Source organism: Pseudomonas sp. L5B5 (genome assembly GCF_020520285.1).
In the GTDB taxonomy this organism is placed as follows: domain Bacteria; phylum Pseudomonadota; class Gammaproteobacteria; order Pseudomonadales; family Pseudomonadaceae; genus Aquipseudomonas.
Genome location: NZ_CP084742.1, coordinates 4,468,217 through 4,483,234, shown reverse-complemented (window position 1 = coordinate 4,483,234; position 15,018 = coordinate 4,468,217). Strand labels below are relative to the sequence as shown.

At 62.5% G+C, this 15,018-nt stretch carries 12 protein-coding genes; 3 read left to right on the top strand and 9 right to left on the bottom strand.

The annotated features are described in order from the left end of the window. Positions 1 to 107 precede the first annotated feature (107 nt). The 4 genes from LGQ10_RS20425 to trxA all read right to left on the bottom strand — a co-directional run bounded on the left by LGQ10_RS20425 (position 108) and on the right by trxA (position 4,501). Positions 108 to 1,076: a CDP-6-deoxy-delta-3,4-glucoseen reductase gene (locus LGQ10_RS20425; RefSeq protein ID WP_226523014.1), complete on the bottom strand. Its 969-nt coding sequence runs from the start codon at positions 1,074 to 1,076 to the stop codon at positions 108 to 110. Next, positions 1,076 to 2,542 carry a 4-hydroxy-3-polyprenylbenzoate decarboxylase gene (gene ubiD, locus LGQ10_RS20420; RefSeq protein WP_226523013.1) on the bottom strand — a complete coding sequence of 489 codons (1,467 nt, stop codon included), beginning with the start codon at positions 2,540 to 2,542 and terminating at the stop codon, positions 1,076 to 1,078. The genes LGQ10_RS20425 and ubiD overlap by 1 nt, the downstream gene beginning before the upstream one ends. Before the next feature lie 123 nt (positions 2,543 to 2,665). Further along, positions 2,666 to 3,925, bottom strand: a complete 1,260-nt coding sequence (gene rho, locus LGQ10_RS20415; RefSeq protein WP_058438358.1) for a transcription termination factor Rho — start codon at positions 3,923 to 3,925, stop codon at positions 2,666 to 2,668. 246 nt (positions 3,926 to 4,171) lie between these two features. After that, positions 4,172 to 4,501: a thioredoxin TrxA gene (gene trxA, locus LGQ10_RS20410; RefSeq protein ID WP_044465682.1), complete on the bottom strand. Its 330-nt coding sequence runs from the start codon at positions 4,499 to 4,501 to the stop codon at positions 4,172 to 4,174. Positions 4,502 to 5,010: 509 nt separating this feature from the next. On the opposite strand from trxA, the gene ppx reads away from it, so the two are divergent. Beyond that, on the top strand, positions 5,011 to 6,513 hold the full coding sequence (gene ppx / locus LGQ10_RS20405; protein WP_058436631.1) for an exopolyphosphatase: 1,503 nt from the start codon (positions 5,011 to 5,013) through the stop codon (positions 6,511 to 6,513). Positions 6,514 to 6,583: 70 nt separating this feature from the next. Here the strand turns inward: ppx and ppk1 are convergent, their stop codons facing one another. Next, on the bottom strand, positions 6,584 to 8,803 hold the full coding sequence (gene ppk1 / locus LGQ10_RS20400; RefSeq protein WP_058436632.1) for a polyphosphate kinase 1: 2,220 nt from the start codon (positions 8,801 to 8,803) through the stop codon (positions 6,584 to 6,586). A gap of 18 nt (positions 8,804 to 8,821) precedes the next feature. Next, entirely contained in the window at positions 8,822 to 9,835 is a 1,014-nt protein-coding gene (gene hemB / locus LGQ10_RS20395; protein WP_226523012.1) for a porphobilinogen synthase, read from the bottom strand. A gap of 208 nt (positions 9,836 to 10,043) precedes the next feature. Here hemB and LGQ10_RS20390 point away from each other — a divergent pair, with 208 nt between their 5' ends. Together LGQ10_RS20390 and elbB are read left to right on the top strand one after the other, a co-directional pair. After that, the gene (locus tag LGQ10_RS20390; protein ID WP_058435478.1) at positions 10,044 to 10,652 is read left to right on the top strand and encodes a DedA family protein; all 609 of its coding nucleotides are present in this window, start codon (positions 10,044 to 10,046) and stop codon (positions 10,650 to 10,652) included. Between the two features lie 220 nt (positions 10,653 to 10,872). Then, entirely contained in the window at positions 10,873 to 11,541 is a 669-nt protein-coding gene (gene elbB, locus LGQ10_RS20385; RefSeq protein WP_058435479.1) for an isoprenoid biosynthesis glyoxalase ElbB, read from the top strand. A gap of 42 nt (positions 11,542 to 11,583) precedes the next feature. Here the strand turns inward: elbB and LGQ10_RS20380 are convergent, their stop codons facing one another. The 3 genes from LGQ10_RS20380 to LGQ10_RS20370 all read right to left on the bottom strand — a co-directional run bounded on the left by LGQ10_RS20380 (position 11,584) and on the right by LGQ10_RS20370 (position 14,920). Continuing rightward, complete coding sequence (locus LGQ10_RS20380) at positions 11,584 to 12,039, bottom strand: YaiI/YqxD family protein (RefSeq protein ID WP_058435480.1); 456 nt, start codon at positions 12,037 to 12,039, stop codon at positions 11,584 to 11,586. Between the two features lie 76 nt (positions 12,040 to 12,115). Continuing rightward, the gene (locus LGQ10_RS20375; protein ID WP_226523011.1) at positions 12,116 to 14,014 is read right to left on the bottom strand and encodes a cytochrome c/FTR1 family iron permease; all 1,899 of its coding nucleotides are present in this window, start codon (positions 14,012 to 14,014) and stop codon (positions 12,116 to 12,118) included. 273 nt (positions 14,015 to 14,287) lie between these two features. Further along, positions 14,288 to 14,920, bottom strand: coding sequence for a LysE family transporter (locus LGQ10_RS20370; RefSeq protein WP_058435482.1), 633 nt, complete (start codon positions 14,918 to 14,920; stop codon positions 14,288 to 14,290). Between the last annotated feature and the right edge of the window lie 98 nt (positions 14,921 to 15,018).

The following is a 15,018-nucleotide window of genomic DNA, read 5'->3' as shown; positions in this document are numbered from 1 at the left end:
CTACTTAACTTGAAGGACTGATATATAACCTACCGATATTTATCAGTTTGAATAAATATCGTTGAGTTATATATCAAGTTATAACGCGAGAGAGGCTCCTGCCAGGATCAGGATCGCGGGGCGTAGGCGAATACGTCGGCGCGCATCTGGTGCGCATCCATCCCTGAGTTCACCAGGGCATCGAGGGTGGCGTAGATCATCGCCGGCGAGCCACTGGCATAGACATACACCGACGAAAGGTCGCTGATGTCCTCGCTGACCGCTTCATGCAGCATGCCGCAGCGCCCTTCCCAGCCACACAGGTCGCTGACCACCTTGTGCAGGTAGAGATTGGGCAGTTGCTGCCATTGGTCCCAGTGTTCCAGCTGGTAGAAATCTTCGGGGCGACGCACGCCCCAGTACAAATGCACCGGGTGCTTGAAACCCTTGGCCCGGCAATGCTCGATCAGGCTGTGCATCTGCGCCATGCCGGTGCCGGCGGCAATCAGCACCAGCGGGCCATCGGGCAACTCGGCCAGGTGAGTATCGCCGAACGGCAACTCGACCCGCGCCATGCCATTGCGCTGAAGTTGTTCTATCAGGCTTTGCGCGCTGTTCTCCCGGGCCAGCACATGCAGCTCCAGGTCCCGTCCGCGATGCGGGGCCGAGGCCAGGGAGAAGGCCGACTTCTCGCCGTTGTCTCGCTCCAGCATGAGGTACTGGCCGGCGTGATAGCGGGGAAGCTTGCCCGCCGGCGCCCGCAGCCTGACCCGCCAGACATCGCCGCCGACCTCCAGGCACTCAATGAGCTGACACGACAGGCTGCGCACCGGCAACTCTCCCAGCGCAAGGACGCCATCCCACAATACGATGCAGTCTTGCAGCGGCTGCGCGATACAAGTGTAGAACTCGCCGTGGTCACGCACATCGCCGGCCTGCTCCACGCTGCCTTCCACCAGCAGGGCCGCACACACATGACAGTTGCCATTGCGGCAGCTCTGGGGACAGTCGTATCCCAGACGCCTCGCCGCATCGAGAATACGCTCGCCGGGCAGTGTCTCTAGCACGGCTCCGGAGGGCTGCAAGGTTACACGCATCAATCTATTCCTAATTGATTCCAGATGGCATCGATCCGGCGGGTGACCGCCTCATCCTTGACGATGACCCGTCCCCACTCTCGGGTGGTTTCTCCGGGCCACTTGTGAGTGGCGTCGAGCCCCATCTTCGACCCCAGGCCGGACACCGGCGAGGCGAAGTCGAGGTAGTCGATCGGGGTGTTGTCGATCATCACCGTGTCGCGCTTGGGGTCCATGCGCGTGGTGATGGCCCAGATCACGTCGTTCCAGTCCCTGGCATTGATATCGTCGTCGGTGACGATAACGAACTTGGTGTACATGAACTGTCGCAGGAACGACCACACACCCAGCATTACGCGCTTGGCGTGGCCCGGGTACTGCTTCTTCATGGTCACCACCGCCATGCGGTACGAGCAGCCCTCGGGCGGCAGGTAGAAGTCGGTGATTTCCGGGAATTGCTTCTGCAGGATCGGCACGAACACTTCGTTCAGCGCCACGCCGAGGATCGCCGGCTCATCCGGCGGACGCCCGGTGTAGGTGCTGTGATAGATCGGCTTGGTGCGATGAGTGATGCGCTCCACGGTGAATACCGGGAAGCTGTCCACCTCGTTGTAATAGCCGGTGTGGTCGCCATACGGGCCTTCCGGTGCCATTTCGCCCGGGTGAATCACACCTTCGAGGATGATCTCCGCAGTGGCTGGCACCTGCAGGTCATTGCCGCGGCACTTCACCAGCTCAGTGCGATTGCCCCGCAGCAGGCCGGCGAAGGCGTATTCGGAAAGGGTGTCCGGCACCGGGGTCACGGCGCCAAGAATGGTGGCTGGGTCGGCGCCCAGGGCCACGGCCACCGGGAATGGCTGGCCTGGGTGCTTTTCGCACCACTCGCGGTAATCCAGCGCGCCACCACGGTGGCTCAGCCAGCGCATGATCAGCTTGTTGCGACCGATCACCTGCTGGCGATAGATGCCCAGGTTTTGCCGGTCCTTGTTCGGGCCACGGGTCACCGTCAGGCCCCAGGTGATCAGCGGCGCCACGTCACCTGGCCAGCAGTGCTGGATCGGCAGCTGCGAGAGGTCGACATCATCGCCCTCGACCACTATCTCCTGACACACCGCATCCTTGACCACCTTCGGCGCCATCGACACGACCTTCTTGAAGATCGGCAGCTTGGACCAGGCGTCCTTCAAACCCTTGGGTGGCTCGGGCTCCTTGAGGAACGCCAGCAGCTTGCCGATCTCGCGCAACTCGTCAGTGGATTCGGCGCCCATGCCCATGGCCACGCGCTCAGGCGTGCCGAACAGGTTGCCCAGCACCGGGATGTCGAAACCCGTGGGGTTTTCGAACAGCAGCGCCGGGCCCTTGGCGCGCAGGGTGCGGTCGCAGACTTCAGTCATTTCCAGGACAGGAGAGATGGGAACCTGGATGCGCTTGAGTTCACCGCGCTGTTCCAGGCCACGGATGAAGTCGCGCAAATCGCGATACTGCATGCATGAGCCTCGTGTTGGCCGTATCGATCGGGGGTGCAGAGTGTAGCGCCGTTCAGGCCGCAATGGCCAAAGTGCAGACAGCAAAAAGCCGGGTTGCCCCGGCTTTCGCTCGACCCGGCGATGTTACTTGCGTTTCATCGACAGGAAGAATTCATCGTTGGTCTTGGTCTGCTTCAGCTTGTCGATCAGGAACTCGATGGCAGCGACTTCATCCATGGGATGCAGCAGCTTGCGCAGGATCCACATGCGTTGCAGCTCGTCATCGGCAGTCAGCAGCTCTTCGCGGCGGGTACCGGACTTGTTGATGTTGATGGCCGGGAACACGCGTTTCTCGGCGATACGACGGTCCAGGGGCAGCTCCATGTTGCCGGTACCCTTGAACTCTTCGTAGATCACTTCGTCCATCTTCGAGCCGGTCTCGACCAGCGCGGTAGCGATGATGGTCAGCGAACCGCCTTCCTCGATGTTCCGCGCGGCACCGAAGAAACGCTTGGGTTTCTCCAGGGCGTGAGCATCGACACCACCGGTCAGCACCTTGCCAGAGCTCGGGATCACGGTGTTGTAGGCACGGGCCAGACGGGTGATGGAGTCCAGCAGGATCACCACGTCCTTCTTGTGCTCAACCAGGCGCTTGGCCTTCTCGATCACCATCTCGGCCACTTGCACGTGGCGGGTTGGTGGCTCGTCGAAGGTGGACGCGACCACTTCGCCGCGCACGGTACGCTGCATCTCGGTCACTTCTTCCGGGCGCTCGTCGATCAGCAGGACGATCAAGTGGCACTCGGGATTGTTGCGGGTGATGTTGGCCGCAATGTTCTGCAGCATGATCGTTTTACCGGCTTTCGGCGGGGCGACGATCAGGCCACGCTGGCCTTTGCCGATCGGGGCGCACAGGTCGATGACACGACCGGTGAGGTCTTCGGTGGAGCCGTTGCCGGCCTCCATCTTCAGACGATCGTTGGGGAACAGCGGAGTCAAGTTCTCGAACAGGATCTTGTTCTTGGCGTTCTCGGGACGGTCGTAGTTGATCGTGTCGACCTTGAGCAGCGCGAAGTAACGCTCGCCTTCCTTTGGAGGGCGGATCTTGCCAACGATGGTGTCACCGGTGCGCAAGTTGAAGCGACGGATCTGGCTTGGCGATACGTAGATATCGTCCGGGCCGGCCAGGTAGGAGGCGTCGGAGGAGCGAAGGAAGCCGAAGCCGTCCTGGAGGATCTCCAGCACGCCATCACCGGAGATTTCCTCACCGCTTTTCGCGTGCTTTTTCAGCAGGGAGAAAATCACGTCCTGCTTGCGCGAACGGGCCATATTTTCTATGCCCATCTGTTCGGCCAATTCGAGCAGTTCGGTAATCGGCTTTTGCTTGAGTTCAGTCAGGTTCATATAGGAATGACGTAATCATTTATAGAGGGGGAAATTAAGCTTTTGGCTTAATGAGGCCGCGCCGCGGAGAAGGCGACAGGATCGCGTACTTATTCGAAAAGGAGAGCGTCGGCGACGGCTTGCAGGGGGCACTGGAGAAACCAGTGCGGGGCCGAATGTAACACCTGAGTTTCGGAGCGTCTAGCCCTCAATTACGAAAAAGCCCCGCATTTTGCGGGGCCTTTTCGATCACGCTTAAATCGACGTTCAGATGTTGGCGTCGAGGAAAGCAGCCAGCTGCGACTTCGACAGCGCACCCACCTTGGTGGCTTCAACGTTACCGTTCTTGAACAGCATCAGAGTCGGGATACCACGTACGCCGTGCTTGGCCGGGGTTTCCTGGTTCTCGTCGATGTTCAGCTTGGCAACGGTGAGCTTGCCCTTGTAGGTTTCAGCAATTTCGTCCAGCACCGGAGCGATCATTTTGCATGGGCCGCACCACTCAGCCCAGTAGTCGACCAGTACAGCGCCTTCGGCCTTGAGTACGTCGGTCTCGAAGCTGGCGTCGCTGACGTGTTTGATGAGATCGCTGCTCATGGAATTCTCCAGGTTGTAAGCAAAAAAACGTGGCCCATCATATCTGCCCTTCCCGCGTTCAGGAAGCCGCAGGTGATTGACTCTAACTATAATGCCCCTTGAGTTTGGGTATAGCTCAGACGGGCAGGAAGTGGGGACAACGAGCCATCGCGCACCACCCGCTCCAGCCCACGGCACTCCCTGCGCGATGCCTGAACATGCCTTCCAGAAGGCTTGTGGCAGGGCCGGGAACAGTAACCACCCCGCCCCGGCCTGCCGTCGATGAGCCCTGGCGCCGGATGAACGGTAACCTCGTCCTCTTGCGTCACCTCACTCGCAGGCCTTCCAGCCGCTTGCCCCAACGCGGCCGGCACTGCCAGGACAACCAGGTATGCAGGCATAGCCAGCGACCAGGAGAATGCCGCCTGGCGCAGGCTTTTGTGCGTTGAATCAACGCATTGGCCACTGTGCGTTGGCGCGAGCCGTTGATCGTGGCAGGATGGCGAGGTTATCGACCGAGACCCCCAGCCATGCCCCAATCCCAAGCCAAGAATCTGTCCCTGATCGCCGCAATCGATCTGGGCTCCAACAGCTTTCACATGGTCGTGGCCAAGGCCCGGAACGGTGAAATCCGCATTCTCGAACGGTTGGGTGAAAAGGTTCAGTTGGCCGCCGGCATCAATGAAGAACGCCAGCTCAACGAAGAGTCCATGCAGCGCGGGCTCGACTGCCTCAAGCGCTTCGCCCAGCTGATCAACGGCATGCCCCAGGGCACCGTGCGCATCGTCGGCACCAACGCCCTGCGCGAAGCCCGCAACCGTGGCGAATTCATCCGCCGCGCCGAAGAGATCCTCGGGCACCCGGTGGAAGTCATTTCCGGTCGTGAAGAAGCCCGGCTGATCTACCTCGGCGTGTCCCATACCCTCGCCGACACCCCGGGCAAACGCCTGGTGGCCGACATTGGCGGCGGCAGCACCGAATTCATCATCGGCCAACGCTTCGAACCCCTGCTGCGTGAAAGCCTGCAAATGGGTTGCGTGAGTTTCACCCAGCGCTACTTCCGCGACGGCAAGATCACGCCCGCTCGCTACGCCCAGGCCTATACCGCCGCGCGCCTGGAAATCATGAGCATCGAGCACGCGCTGCATCGCCTGACCTGGGACGAAGCCATCGGCTCCTCCGGGACCATCCGTGCCATCGGCCTGGCTCTCAAGGCTGGGGGCCAGGGCAACGGCGAGGTCAATGCCGAAGGCCTGGCCTGGCTCAAGCGCAAGCTGTTCAAGCTCGGCGATGCCGAGAAAATCGACTTCGAAGGCATCAAGCCCGACCGCCGGGCGATCTTCCCGGCCGGCCTGGCGATTCTCGAAGCGATCTTCGACGCCCTGGAACTGCAACGCATGGACCACTGCGAAGGAGCCTTGCGCGAAGGCGTGCTCTACGACCTGCTGGGTCGCCATCACCATGAAGACGTCCGCGAGCGCACCCTCGGCTCGCTCATGGAGCGCTACCACGTGGACCTGGAACAGGCCTCGCGGGTCGAGGGCAAGGCCCTGCGCTCCTTCGACCAGGTCGCGGCCGACTGGGACCTGGAGGATGGCATCTGGCGTGAACTGCTGGGCTGGGCCGCCAAGGTACATGAGGTGGGGCTGGACATTGCCCACTATCACTACCACAAGCACGGCGCCTACCTGATCGAGCACTCGGACCTGGCCGGCTTCTCCCGGGAGGACCAGCAGATGCTGGCCCTGCTGGTACGCGGCCACCGCCGCAACATTCCCAAGGAAAAATTCGCCGAGTTCGGCGACGACGGCATCAAGCTGATTCGTCTGTGCGTGTTGCTGCGCTTCGCCATCCTGTTCCATCACATCCGCGGTACCCAGCAGATGCCCCAGGTGAAGCTCAGCGCCAGCGGCGACCAGCTGAACGTGAAGTTCCCGGCCAACTGGCTGGATGAAAACCAGCTGACCCAGGCGGACTTCGCCCTCGAGTCGGAATGGCTGACCCGGGTCGGCATCGTGCTCAACGTCGGCTGAGCCCGCCTCACAGGCAACAAAAAAGGCCAGCCGGGCAATCCGGGCTGGCCTTTTTTGTTGCCGGTCGTGCTTAGCGCACCGGCAATACCGGGCTGCCGAGACGTTCCAGCAGCGTGGCCTGGGCACTGCGCGGGTTCTGGTTGCCGGTCGGCGTATTACGGATATAACGACCGTCGGACTGCAGGCTCCAACTGTGGGTGTTATCGGTCAGGTAGCTCTCCAGCTCCTTCTTGACCCGCAGGATCAGCTTCTTGCCCTCCACCGGGAAGCAGGTCTCGACCCGCTTGTCGAGGTTGCGCTCCATCCAGTCGGCGCTGGAAAGGAACATCTGCTCCTCGCCACCATTGAGGAAGTAGAACACCCGGGTGTGCTCCAGGAAGCGGCCGATGATCGACCGTACATGGATGTTGTGCGACACCCCGGCAATGCCCGGACGCAGGCAGCACATGCCACGTATCACCAGGTCGATGCGCACGCCGGACTGGCTGGCCTTGTACAGCGCACGGATGATCTTCGGATCGGTCAGCGAGTTGAACTTGGCGATGATGTGCGCCGGCTTGCCGTCCAGGGCGAACTGGGTCTCCCGGGCGATCATGTCGAGCATGCCCTTCTTCAGGGTGAACGGCGCATGCAGCAGCTTCTTCATGCGCAAGGTCTTGCCCATGCCGATCAGCTGGCTGAACAGCTTGCCGACGTCCTCGCACAAGGCGTCGTCGGAGGTGAGCAGGCTGTAGTCGGTGTACAGGCGAGCGTTGGCCGCGTGGTAGTTACCCGTGCCCAGGTGCGCATAACGCACGATCTCACCCTGCTCGCGCCGCAGGATCAGCATCATCTTGGCGTGGGTCTTGAAACCCACCACGCCGTAGATCACCACCGCACCGGCCGCTTGCAAGCGGCTGGCCATCTGCAGGTTGGACTCTTCGTCGAAACGCGCCCGCAACTCGATCACCGCGGTGACTTCCTTGCCGTTGCGCGCCGCATCCACCAGGGCGTCGACGATCTCAGAGTTGGCACCGGAGCGATACAGGGTCTGGCGCACCGCCAGCACGTGCGGGTCCTTGGCCGCCTGGCGCAGCAGGTCGACCACCGGCGTGAAGGATTCGAAGGGGTGCAACAGCAGGATGTCCTGCTTGCTGATGACGCTGAAGATGTTCTCGCTGTTCTGCAGCAGTTTGGGAATCTGCGGGGTGAACGGCGGGTGCTGCAACTCCGGATGACTGTCCAGGCCGGTGATGCTGAACAGGCGCGTCAGGTTCACCGGGCCGTTGACCTGGTACAGCTCGGTCTCGTGCAGGTTGAACTGCTTGAGCAGGTAGTCCGACAGGTGTTTCGGGCAGGTGTCGGCCACTTCCAGGCGCACCGCGTCACCGTAGCGACGCGAGAACAGTTCGCCGCGCAGTGCGCGGGCCAGGTCTTCGACGTCCTCGGTATCCACCGCCAGGTCGGCGTTACGGGTCAGGCGGAACTGATAGCAGCCTTTTACCTTCATGCCCTGGAACAGGTCATCGGCGTGTGCATGGATCATCGACGACAGGAATACATAGTTGTCGCCGGGGCCGCCGACTTCTTCCGGCACCCGGATGATCCGGGGCAGCAGGCGCGGCGCCGGGATGATCGCCAGGCCGGAATCGCGACCGAAGGCATCGATGCCTTCCAGCTCGACGATGAAGTTCAGGCTCTTGTTCACCAGCAGCGGGAACGGGTGCGTCGGGTCCAGGCCGATGGGGGTGATGATTGGCGCGATCTCGTCGCGGAAGTAGCGGCGTACCCAAGTCTTGAGCTTGGTGGTCCAGTAGCGGCGACGGATGAAGCGGATCTGATGCTTTTCCAGTTCCGGCAGCAGGATGTCGTTGAGGATCGCGTACTGGCGGTCGACGTGACCGTGCACCAGTTCGCTGATGCGTGCCAGCGCCTGGTGGGGCTGCAGGCCGTCGGCGCCGGCCTGTTCGCGGGCAAAGGTGATCTGCTTCTTCAGGCCGGCAACACGGATCTCGAAGAACTCGTCCAGGTTGCTGGAAAAGATCAGCAGGAACTTCAGGCGCTCCAGCAGCGGATAGGACTCGTCCAGCGCCTGCTCCAGCACGCGGATGTTGAACTGCAGTTGCGACAGCTCGCGGTGGATGTACAGGCTGCTGTCATCCAGGTTGGGGATGACGATGGCCGGCACCGGTTGCGCCTCGGCCACCGGAGCCGCGGGAGCAGGCTCCAGTTCCGGCGGGGTCTCGGTCACTTGCTCGACCACGGGCTGAGCTTCTTTTACGGCAACTTCTGAGAGTCCTTCAGTATTCATCGCGTGTTCCTGGGAGGGCTATTTTTGCTCTCGTAACAATTGAGCAGCACGAACGGCAAAGTAAGTCAGGATGCCATCGGCACCCGCACGTTTGAAAGCGGTCAGGGACTCGAGAACGACCCCCTCACCCAACCATCCATTCTGGATCGCCGCCATGTGCATGGCGTATTCGCCGCTGACCTGATAGACGAAGGTCGGCACCTTGTAGGCGTCCTTGACCCGCCAGAGGATGTCCAGGTAGGGCATGCCCGGCTTGACCATGACCATGTCCGCCCCTTCCGCCAGGTCCGCCGCCACTTCATGCAGGGCTTCCTCGGCGTTGGCCGGGTCCATCTGGTACGAAGCCTTGTCGGCCTTGCCCAGGTTGAGCGCCGACCCCACCGCATCGCGGAAGGGCCCGTAGTAGGCACTGGCGTACTTGGCCGAGTAGGCCATGATCCGCACGTTGACGTGTCCGGCCAGCTCCAGGGCTTCGCGGATCGCCTGGACGCGGCCGTCCATCATGTCCGACGGCGCCACCACCTGGGCACCGGCCTCGGCATGGGACAGGGCCTGGAGCACTAGGGCATCGACCGTGATGTCGTTCTGCACATAACCATGCTCGTCGAGAATGCCATCCTGGCCATGGGTGGTGAACGGATCGAGGGCGACGTCGGTGATCACCCCGAGGTCCGGGAACCGTTCACACAAGGCACGGGTCGCGCGCTGGGCAATGCCCTGCGGATTCCAGGCTTCGGCAGCATCCAGGGACTTGAGTTCCCCGGGCGTCACCGGGAACAGGGCCAGGGCGGGAATCCCCAGCTCGACCCAGTGCGCCGCTTCTTCCAGCAGCAGGTCGATGCTCAAGCGCTCGACGCCAGGCATCGAGGCCACCGCCTCGCGACGATTCTCACCGTCGAGCACGAATACCGGCAGGATCAGGTCGTCCACGCTCAACCGATTCTCGCGCACCAGACGTCGGGAAAAGTCATCACGACGGTTGCGCCGCAGACGAGTGGCCGGAAACAGGCGATTGGCAGGGGTAAAGCTCACGACGGACTCCATGGCCCGCGCTGGCGGGCGAGCGTGACAGTTATAAGCGGGCATTATGACGAACAGATGACAGTTATGCTCAAGCTGTTGACCGGCAGCAACACTCATTGTCATTGAGGGGAATTGTTCACGTCGAGACACATTTGGATACTTTCCCCCGCGCCGTCGAAGGGGTAGGCTGCGCGTTCATTTCGCCAGCATCCAGACAATGCTCCAACAATTTCTTCAGGATTTCGGCTACTTCGCCCTCTTTCTCGGTACGTTTTTCGAAGGCGAAACCATTCTGGTTCTAGCCGGGTTTCTAGCGTTCCGTGGATACATGGATATCAACCTGGTGATGGTGGTTGCCTTCTTTGGCAGCTATGCCGGTGACCAGCTGTGGTACTTCCTGGGGCGCAAGCATGGCCGCAAGCTGCTGGCGCGCAAGCCGCGCTGGCAGATGATGGGTGACCGGGCGCTGGAGCACATTCGCAAGCACCCGGACATCTGGGTATTGAGTTTCCGCTTCGTCTACGGCCTGCGCACCGTCATGCCAGTGGCCATCGGTCTCTCCGGCTATCCGCCGGGCCGCTACCTGTTGCTCAACGGCATCGGCGCGGCAATCTGGGCCGTGGCCCTGGCGCAGGCGGCCTACCATTTCGGCGCGGTCATGGAAGGCATGCTCGGCAGCATCAAGAAGTACGAGCTGTGGGTGCTGGGCGCGCTGCTGGTACTGGGCTTGTGCCTCTGGCTGCGACGGCGTTTCAAGAACGCCCGCCTGGCCAAGCAGATCTACGAGGCCGAACAGGCCGAACTGCACAAGAAGCCGACCGAGTAAGCCCCGCCACACGCGGCGACGTCCCACCGTCGCCGCAGCCTGCTGTTCAGGGCAGCCCGCCCCTTCCAAATGCTTGAACTCGCGCATCCGCCCGTTTTCCAAGGCTACATGGCCGATGCGCCATAGCCTTCGGCAAGTCCCTGCCTGGTCGTGATACCCCTGCCCGGCGACTGGTGACAAACTGACGGGCATTTAGCGCGATGAACCTGGAGAAAACCCCATGAGCAAAAAAGTTGCAGTGATTCTTTCCGGTTGCGGTGTCTTCGACGGCGCCGAGATCCACGAAAGCGTAATCACCCTGCTGCGCCTCGATCAACGTGGTGCCCAGGTGCAGTGTTTCGCCCCGAACATTCCCCAGATGCACGTGCTCAACCACCTGACCGGGGAAACCATGCCCGAGACCCGCAATGTACTGGTGGAGTCGGCGCGTATCGCCCGTGGCGAGGTCAAGGACCTGCGCGATGCCAATGCCGAGGACTTCGACGCGCTGATCGTTCCCGGGGGCTTCGGCGCAGCCAAGAACCTCTCCAGCTTCGCCACCCAAGGCGCTGCCTGTTCGGTACAGGCCGACGTCCTGGCGCTGGCCGAAGCCTTTGCCGAAGCCGGCAAGCCAGTGGGCCTGATGTGCATCGCCCCGGCCATGGCCGCGAAGATCTACGGCCCGGGCGTGACCTGCACCATTGGCAACGATGCCGATACCGCCGCGGCCCTGGGCAAGATGGGCGCCAGTCATGCCGAATGCGCAGTGGACGAGATCGTCGAGGACAAGGCGCGCAAGCTGGTGACCACTCCCGCCTACATGCTGGCGCAGTCCATCAGCCAGGCTGCCTCGGGCATCAACAAGCTGGTGGACCGGGTACTGGAGCTGACCCACGAAGACCAGCAGTAACTCCAACTCCTGTGGCCGGAGAGCCTGAGCTTCCTGGCCACGTCAGGCCTGGCGCGCCAACCGGGTCAGGATCCTGTCCAAGGCATTGGCGAACGCCTGCTTCTCCCGATCGCCATAAGGCGCTTGCCCTCCACTGACCTGGCCCTGCTCGCGCAGGTCGGTGAACAGGTTGCGCACTGCCAGGCGTTCTCCCATGTTCTGTGCATCGAACTCCTTGCCCCGAGGGTCCAGCGCCGCCACGCCCTTTTTCACCAGGCGATCGGCCAGGGGGACATCGCTGCAGATCACCAGGTCACCAGGCACCGCGTGCTCGACCAGATAATCGTCCGCCGCATCCGGGCCACTGGGCACCACGATCAGCTTGGCGCAGGCGAACGGCGGCTTGATCTGCGGCTGTCCCGCTACCAGCAGGACCTCGAACTGGCGCTTGAGGGCAAAACGCACCACCTGTTCCTTGGCCGCCTTGGGGCATGCGTCGGCATCGATCCAGACACGCATTGATGTTCTCCTTACAGAATGCAAAACGGGCAAGCCGCTACTGGAACAGGCTTGCCCGCGATCGTTGAAGCCGGATTCAGGAAACCTGCAAGCGGCGCTTCTCGCTCATTCGGCTGCGACTGTAGAGCACCACGATCGCCAGGATCGCCACCGCCTGGGCTCCCAGCGAATAGGCGTCGGCATGGATACCCAGCCAGTCGAAGTCAAAGAACGGCACCGGCCGGGTACCAAAGATCCCCGCTTCCTGCAACGCCTTGACGCCATGGCCGGCGAAGACCACCGACAAGGCGCACAACAGCGCCGCGTTGATGCTGAAGAACAGCGTCAGGGGCAGCTTGGCCGAACCCCGCAGGATCACCCAGGCCAGGCCCACCAGCAGCACCAGGGCCGTGGCGCCGCCAGCCAGCACCGCGTTGTGCCCGGCAGGGCCGGCCTGCAACCACAGGGTTTCGTAGAACAGGATCACTTCGAACAGCTCGCGATAGACGGAGAAGAACGCCAGTACCGCAAAACCGAAGCGACCGCCGCCGCCCACCAGGCTGCTCTTGATGTAGTCCTGCCAGGCCGCGGCGTGCCGGCGGTCGTGCATCCACACGCCGAGCCACAGCACCATGACGCTGGCGAACAGCGCCGTGGCCCCCTCGAGCAGTTCACGCTGGGAACCGCTGACATCGATCACATAAGCCGCCAAGGCCCAGGTACCCAGGCCGGCCAACAGGGCCAGGCCCCAGCCGACGTTGACGCTGCGTACCGCCGACTGCTGGCCGGTGTTACGCAGGAAGGCCAGGATCGCCGCCAGCACCAGGATGGCCTCCAGGCCTTCACGCAGCAGGATCAGCAAGCCGGAAATGAAACTCAGGGACCAGCTCAAGCTGTCGCCACCCAGCAACCCGGCGGACTCCTCGAGCTTGGCCTTGGCAGCGTCCAGTCGCTGCTCGGCCTGCTCCACCGGCAGCCCGTCCTGCAGCGACTGCCGGTAGGCCATCAGGGCCTTCTCGGTGTCCTTGCGCACGGCGGCATCGACGTTGTCCAGGGAGCTTTCCACCAGCTCGAAACCTTCCAGGTACGCCGCCACCGAGAGGTCGTAGGCCTGCTCATGATCGCCGCTGCGGTAGGCCGCCAGGCTCTTGTCCAGGGTCGAGGCGGTGTAGTCCAGCAACTGGCCCGGACCACGCTTGACCTGCGGCGGCTGGGCCCGCTGCACGCGGAAGGTCGCGGCGGCCTGGGGCCCCTGGGCGGCCAGCACCTCGCCCGGGGTCTGGCGGGCCAGATCGGCCAGGTTGAAATTCTGTTCGCCCTTGGACGCGGCCGGGTCGGCACTGAAGCTGGCGATGTAGGTGGCCAGGTCCCAACGCTGGCGATCATCCAGCTGATCGGCGAAGGACGGCATGTCGGTGCCTTCCACGCCCAGCCCCAGGGTGTTGTAGATGGCGTACAGGCTCAACCGATCCAGGCGCGCCGTATCGCGCAGGTTGGCCGGAGGCGGCGTCATGCCCAGGCCTGCCGGGCCGTCGCCAGCGCCCTGCTGGCCATGGCACACCGAACAGTGCTGGGCATACAGCGGCGCCCCACGGGAAGGGTCCGGGGTGATGATCGGGGCCTGGCTCACCTCGTAGGCCACAGCCAGCCGGGCTCCCATCTGCCGCGCCAGGTGCGCGACCTGGTTGCCTTCCACACGATCGGCGACCGCCTTGCGCAGGCTGGCGATGCCCTGTTCCAGCTCGGCCTTCTCCGGCTTGGCGGGAAGATCGCTGATCAGCCCCTGCAAGACGCCGAGAAACTCCACCTGCTCGCGGTATTCGGACTCGTCGATGACCTTGCCATCCTCCACTGTGGCGGGGTAGTCCGCCCCAATGTAGTCCAGCAGGTGCAAGGCCTTGGGAGCGCCATCGACGGTATCGGCCAGAAGGTTGAAGCTGCAGAACACCAGTACCGGCAGTACCAGCAGCGCCAGTAAACGGGAAGGGGCAGTCATGAATGATTCTCAAGGGGAAATACGAAGTAACATATTGTTCCCTCCCAATCAGTTTCACTCAAGGTTTATCGGCTCGCTGAAACATCTTCATCCTCTGCCGGCCCCGCCCTTGCCCTTGACCTTTCCCCTGCGAATTCGCCGCGGTCGCGGGACCAGCGCGGCCTTCTGCCTGATCAGCCCCGCACCTTCGAGAACGCCCCGGTGATCCTGCGCCAAGCCGCACGCCAATAAAAAAGGCGACCCGTGGGGTCGCCTTTTTTGTACCTGGAAAACCTAGGCCGCCGCTTTGCGAAGGGTCGCCAGGAAGCCCGCGGCGCCGATGAACAACCCGGCGAAAGTGCGGTTCATCCGCCGCTGCTGGACCGGGGTGCGCAACAGCCGCAGGACCTTGGACGCCAGCCCGGTGTAGCCGGCCATGACGATCAGGTCGACCACTATCATGGTGGCGCCGAGAATCAGGTACTGCTTGACCAGCGGCGCGTGGGGGTCGATGAACTGCGGCAGGACTGCCAACATGAACACCAGGGCCTTGGGGTTACTGATGTTCACCAGGAAGCCGCGGAACACCAGCGCCAGGGGCTTGCCGATGGGGCGGATGGCAGCATCATCGCTGAGGTCGCTGGGCAGCGCTCGCCATTGCTTGACCGCCAGGTACACCAGGTAGGCCACGCCAAACCACTTGATCGCATAAAAGGCCGTCGCAGAGGCCGCCAGGATGGCGCCAACACCGGCCGCGACAATGGCGATCTGCATGGCCAGGCCCAGCTGCAGGCCCAGGGCGTTCCAGTAGCCGCGCCAGAAACCGTACTGCAGGCCACAGGACATGGACGCAATGGCACCTGCCCCGGGAGAAAGACTGATCACCCAACTGGCAGCAAAAAAAGCCAGCCATGTCTCAAAAGCCATCGCACACCTCGGATCGAATTTGGTCGTGACTGCCTAAGCTAATCCTCAGACCCGTGGCTGACCATGTTTTTTTCATCGAGAAGTGATGCATGGCCCTT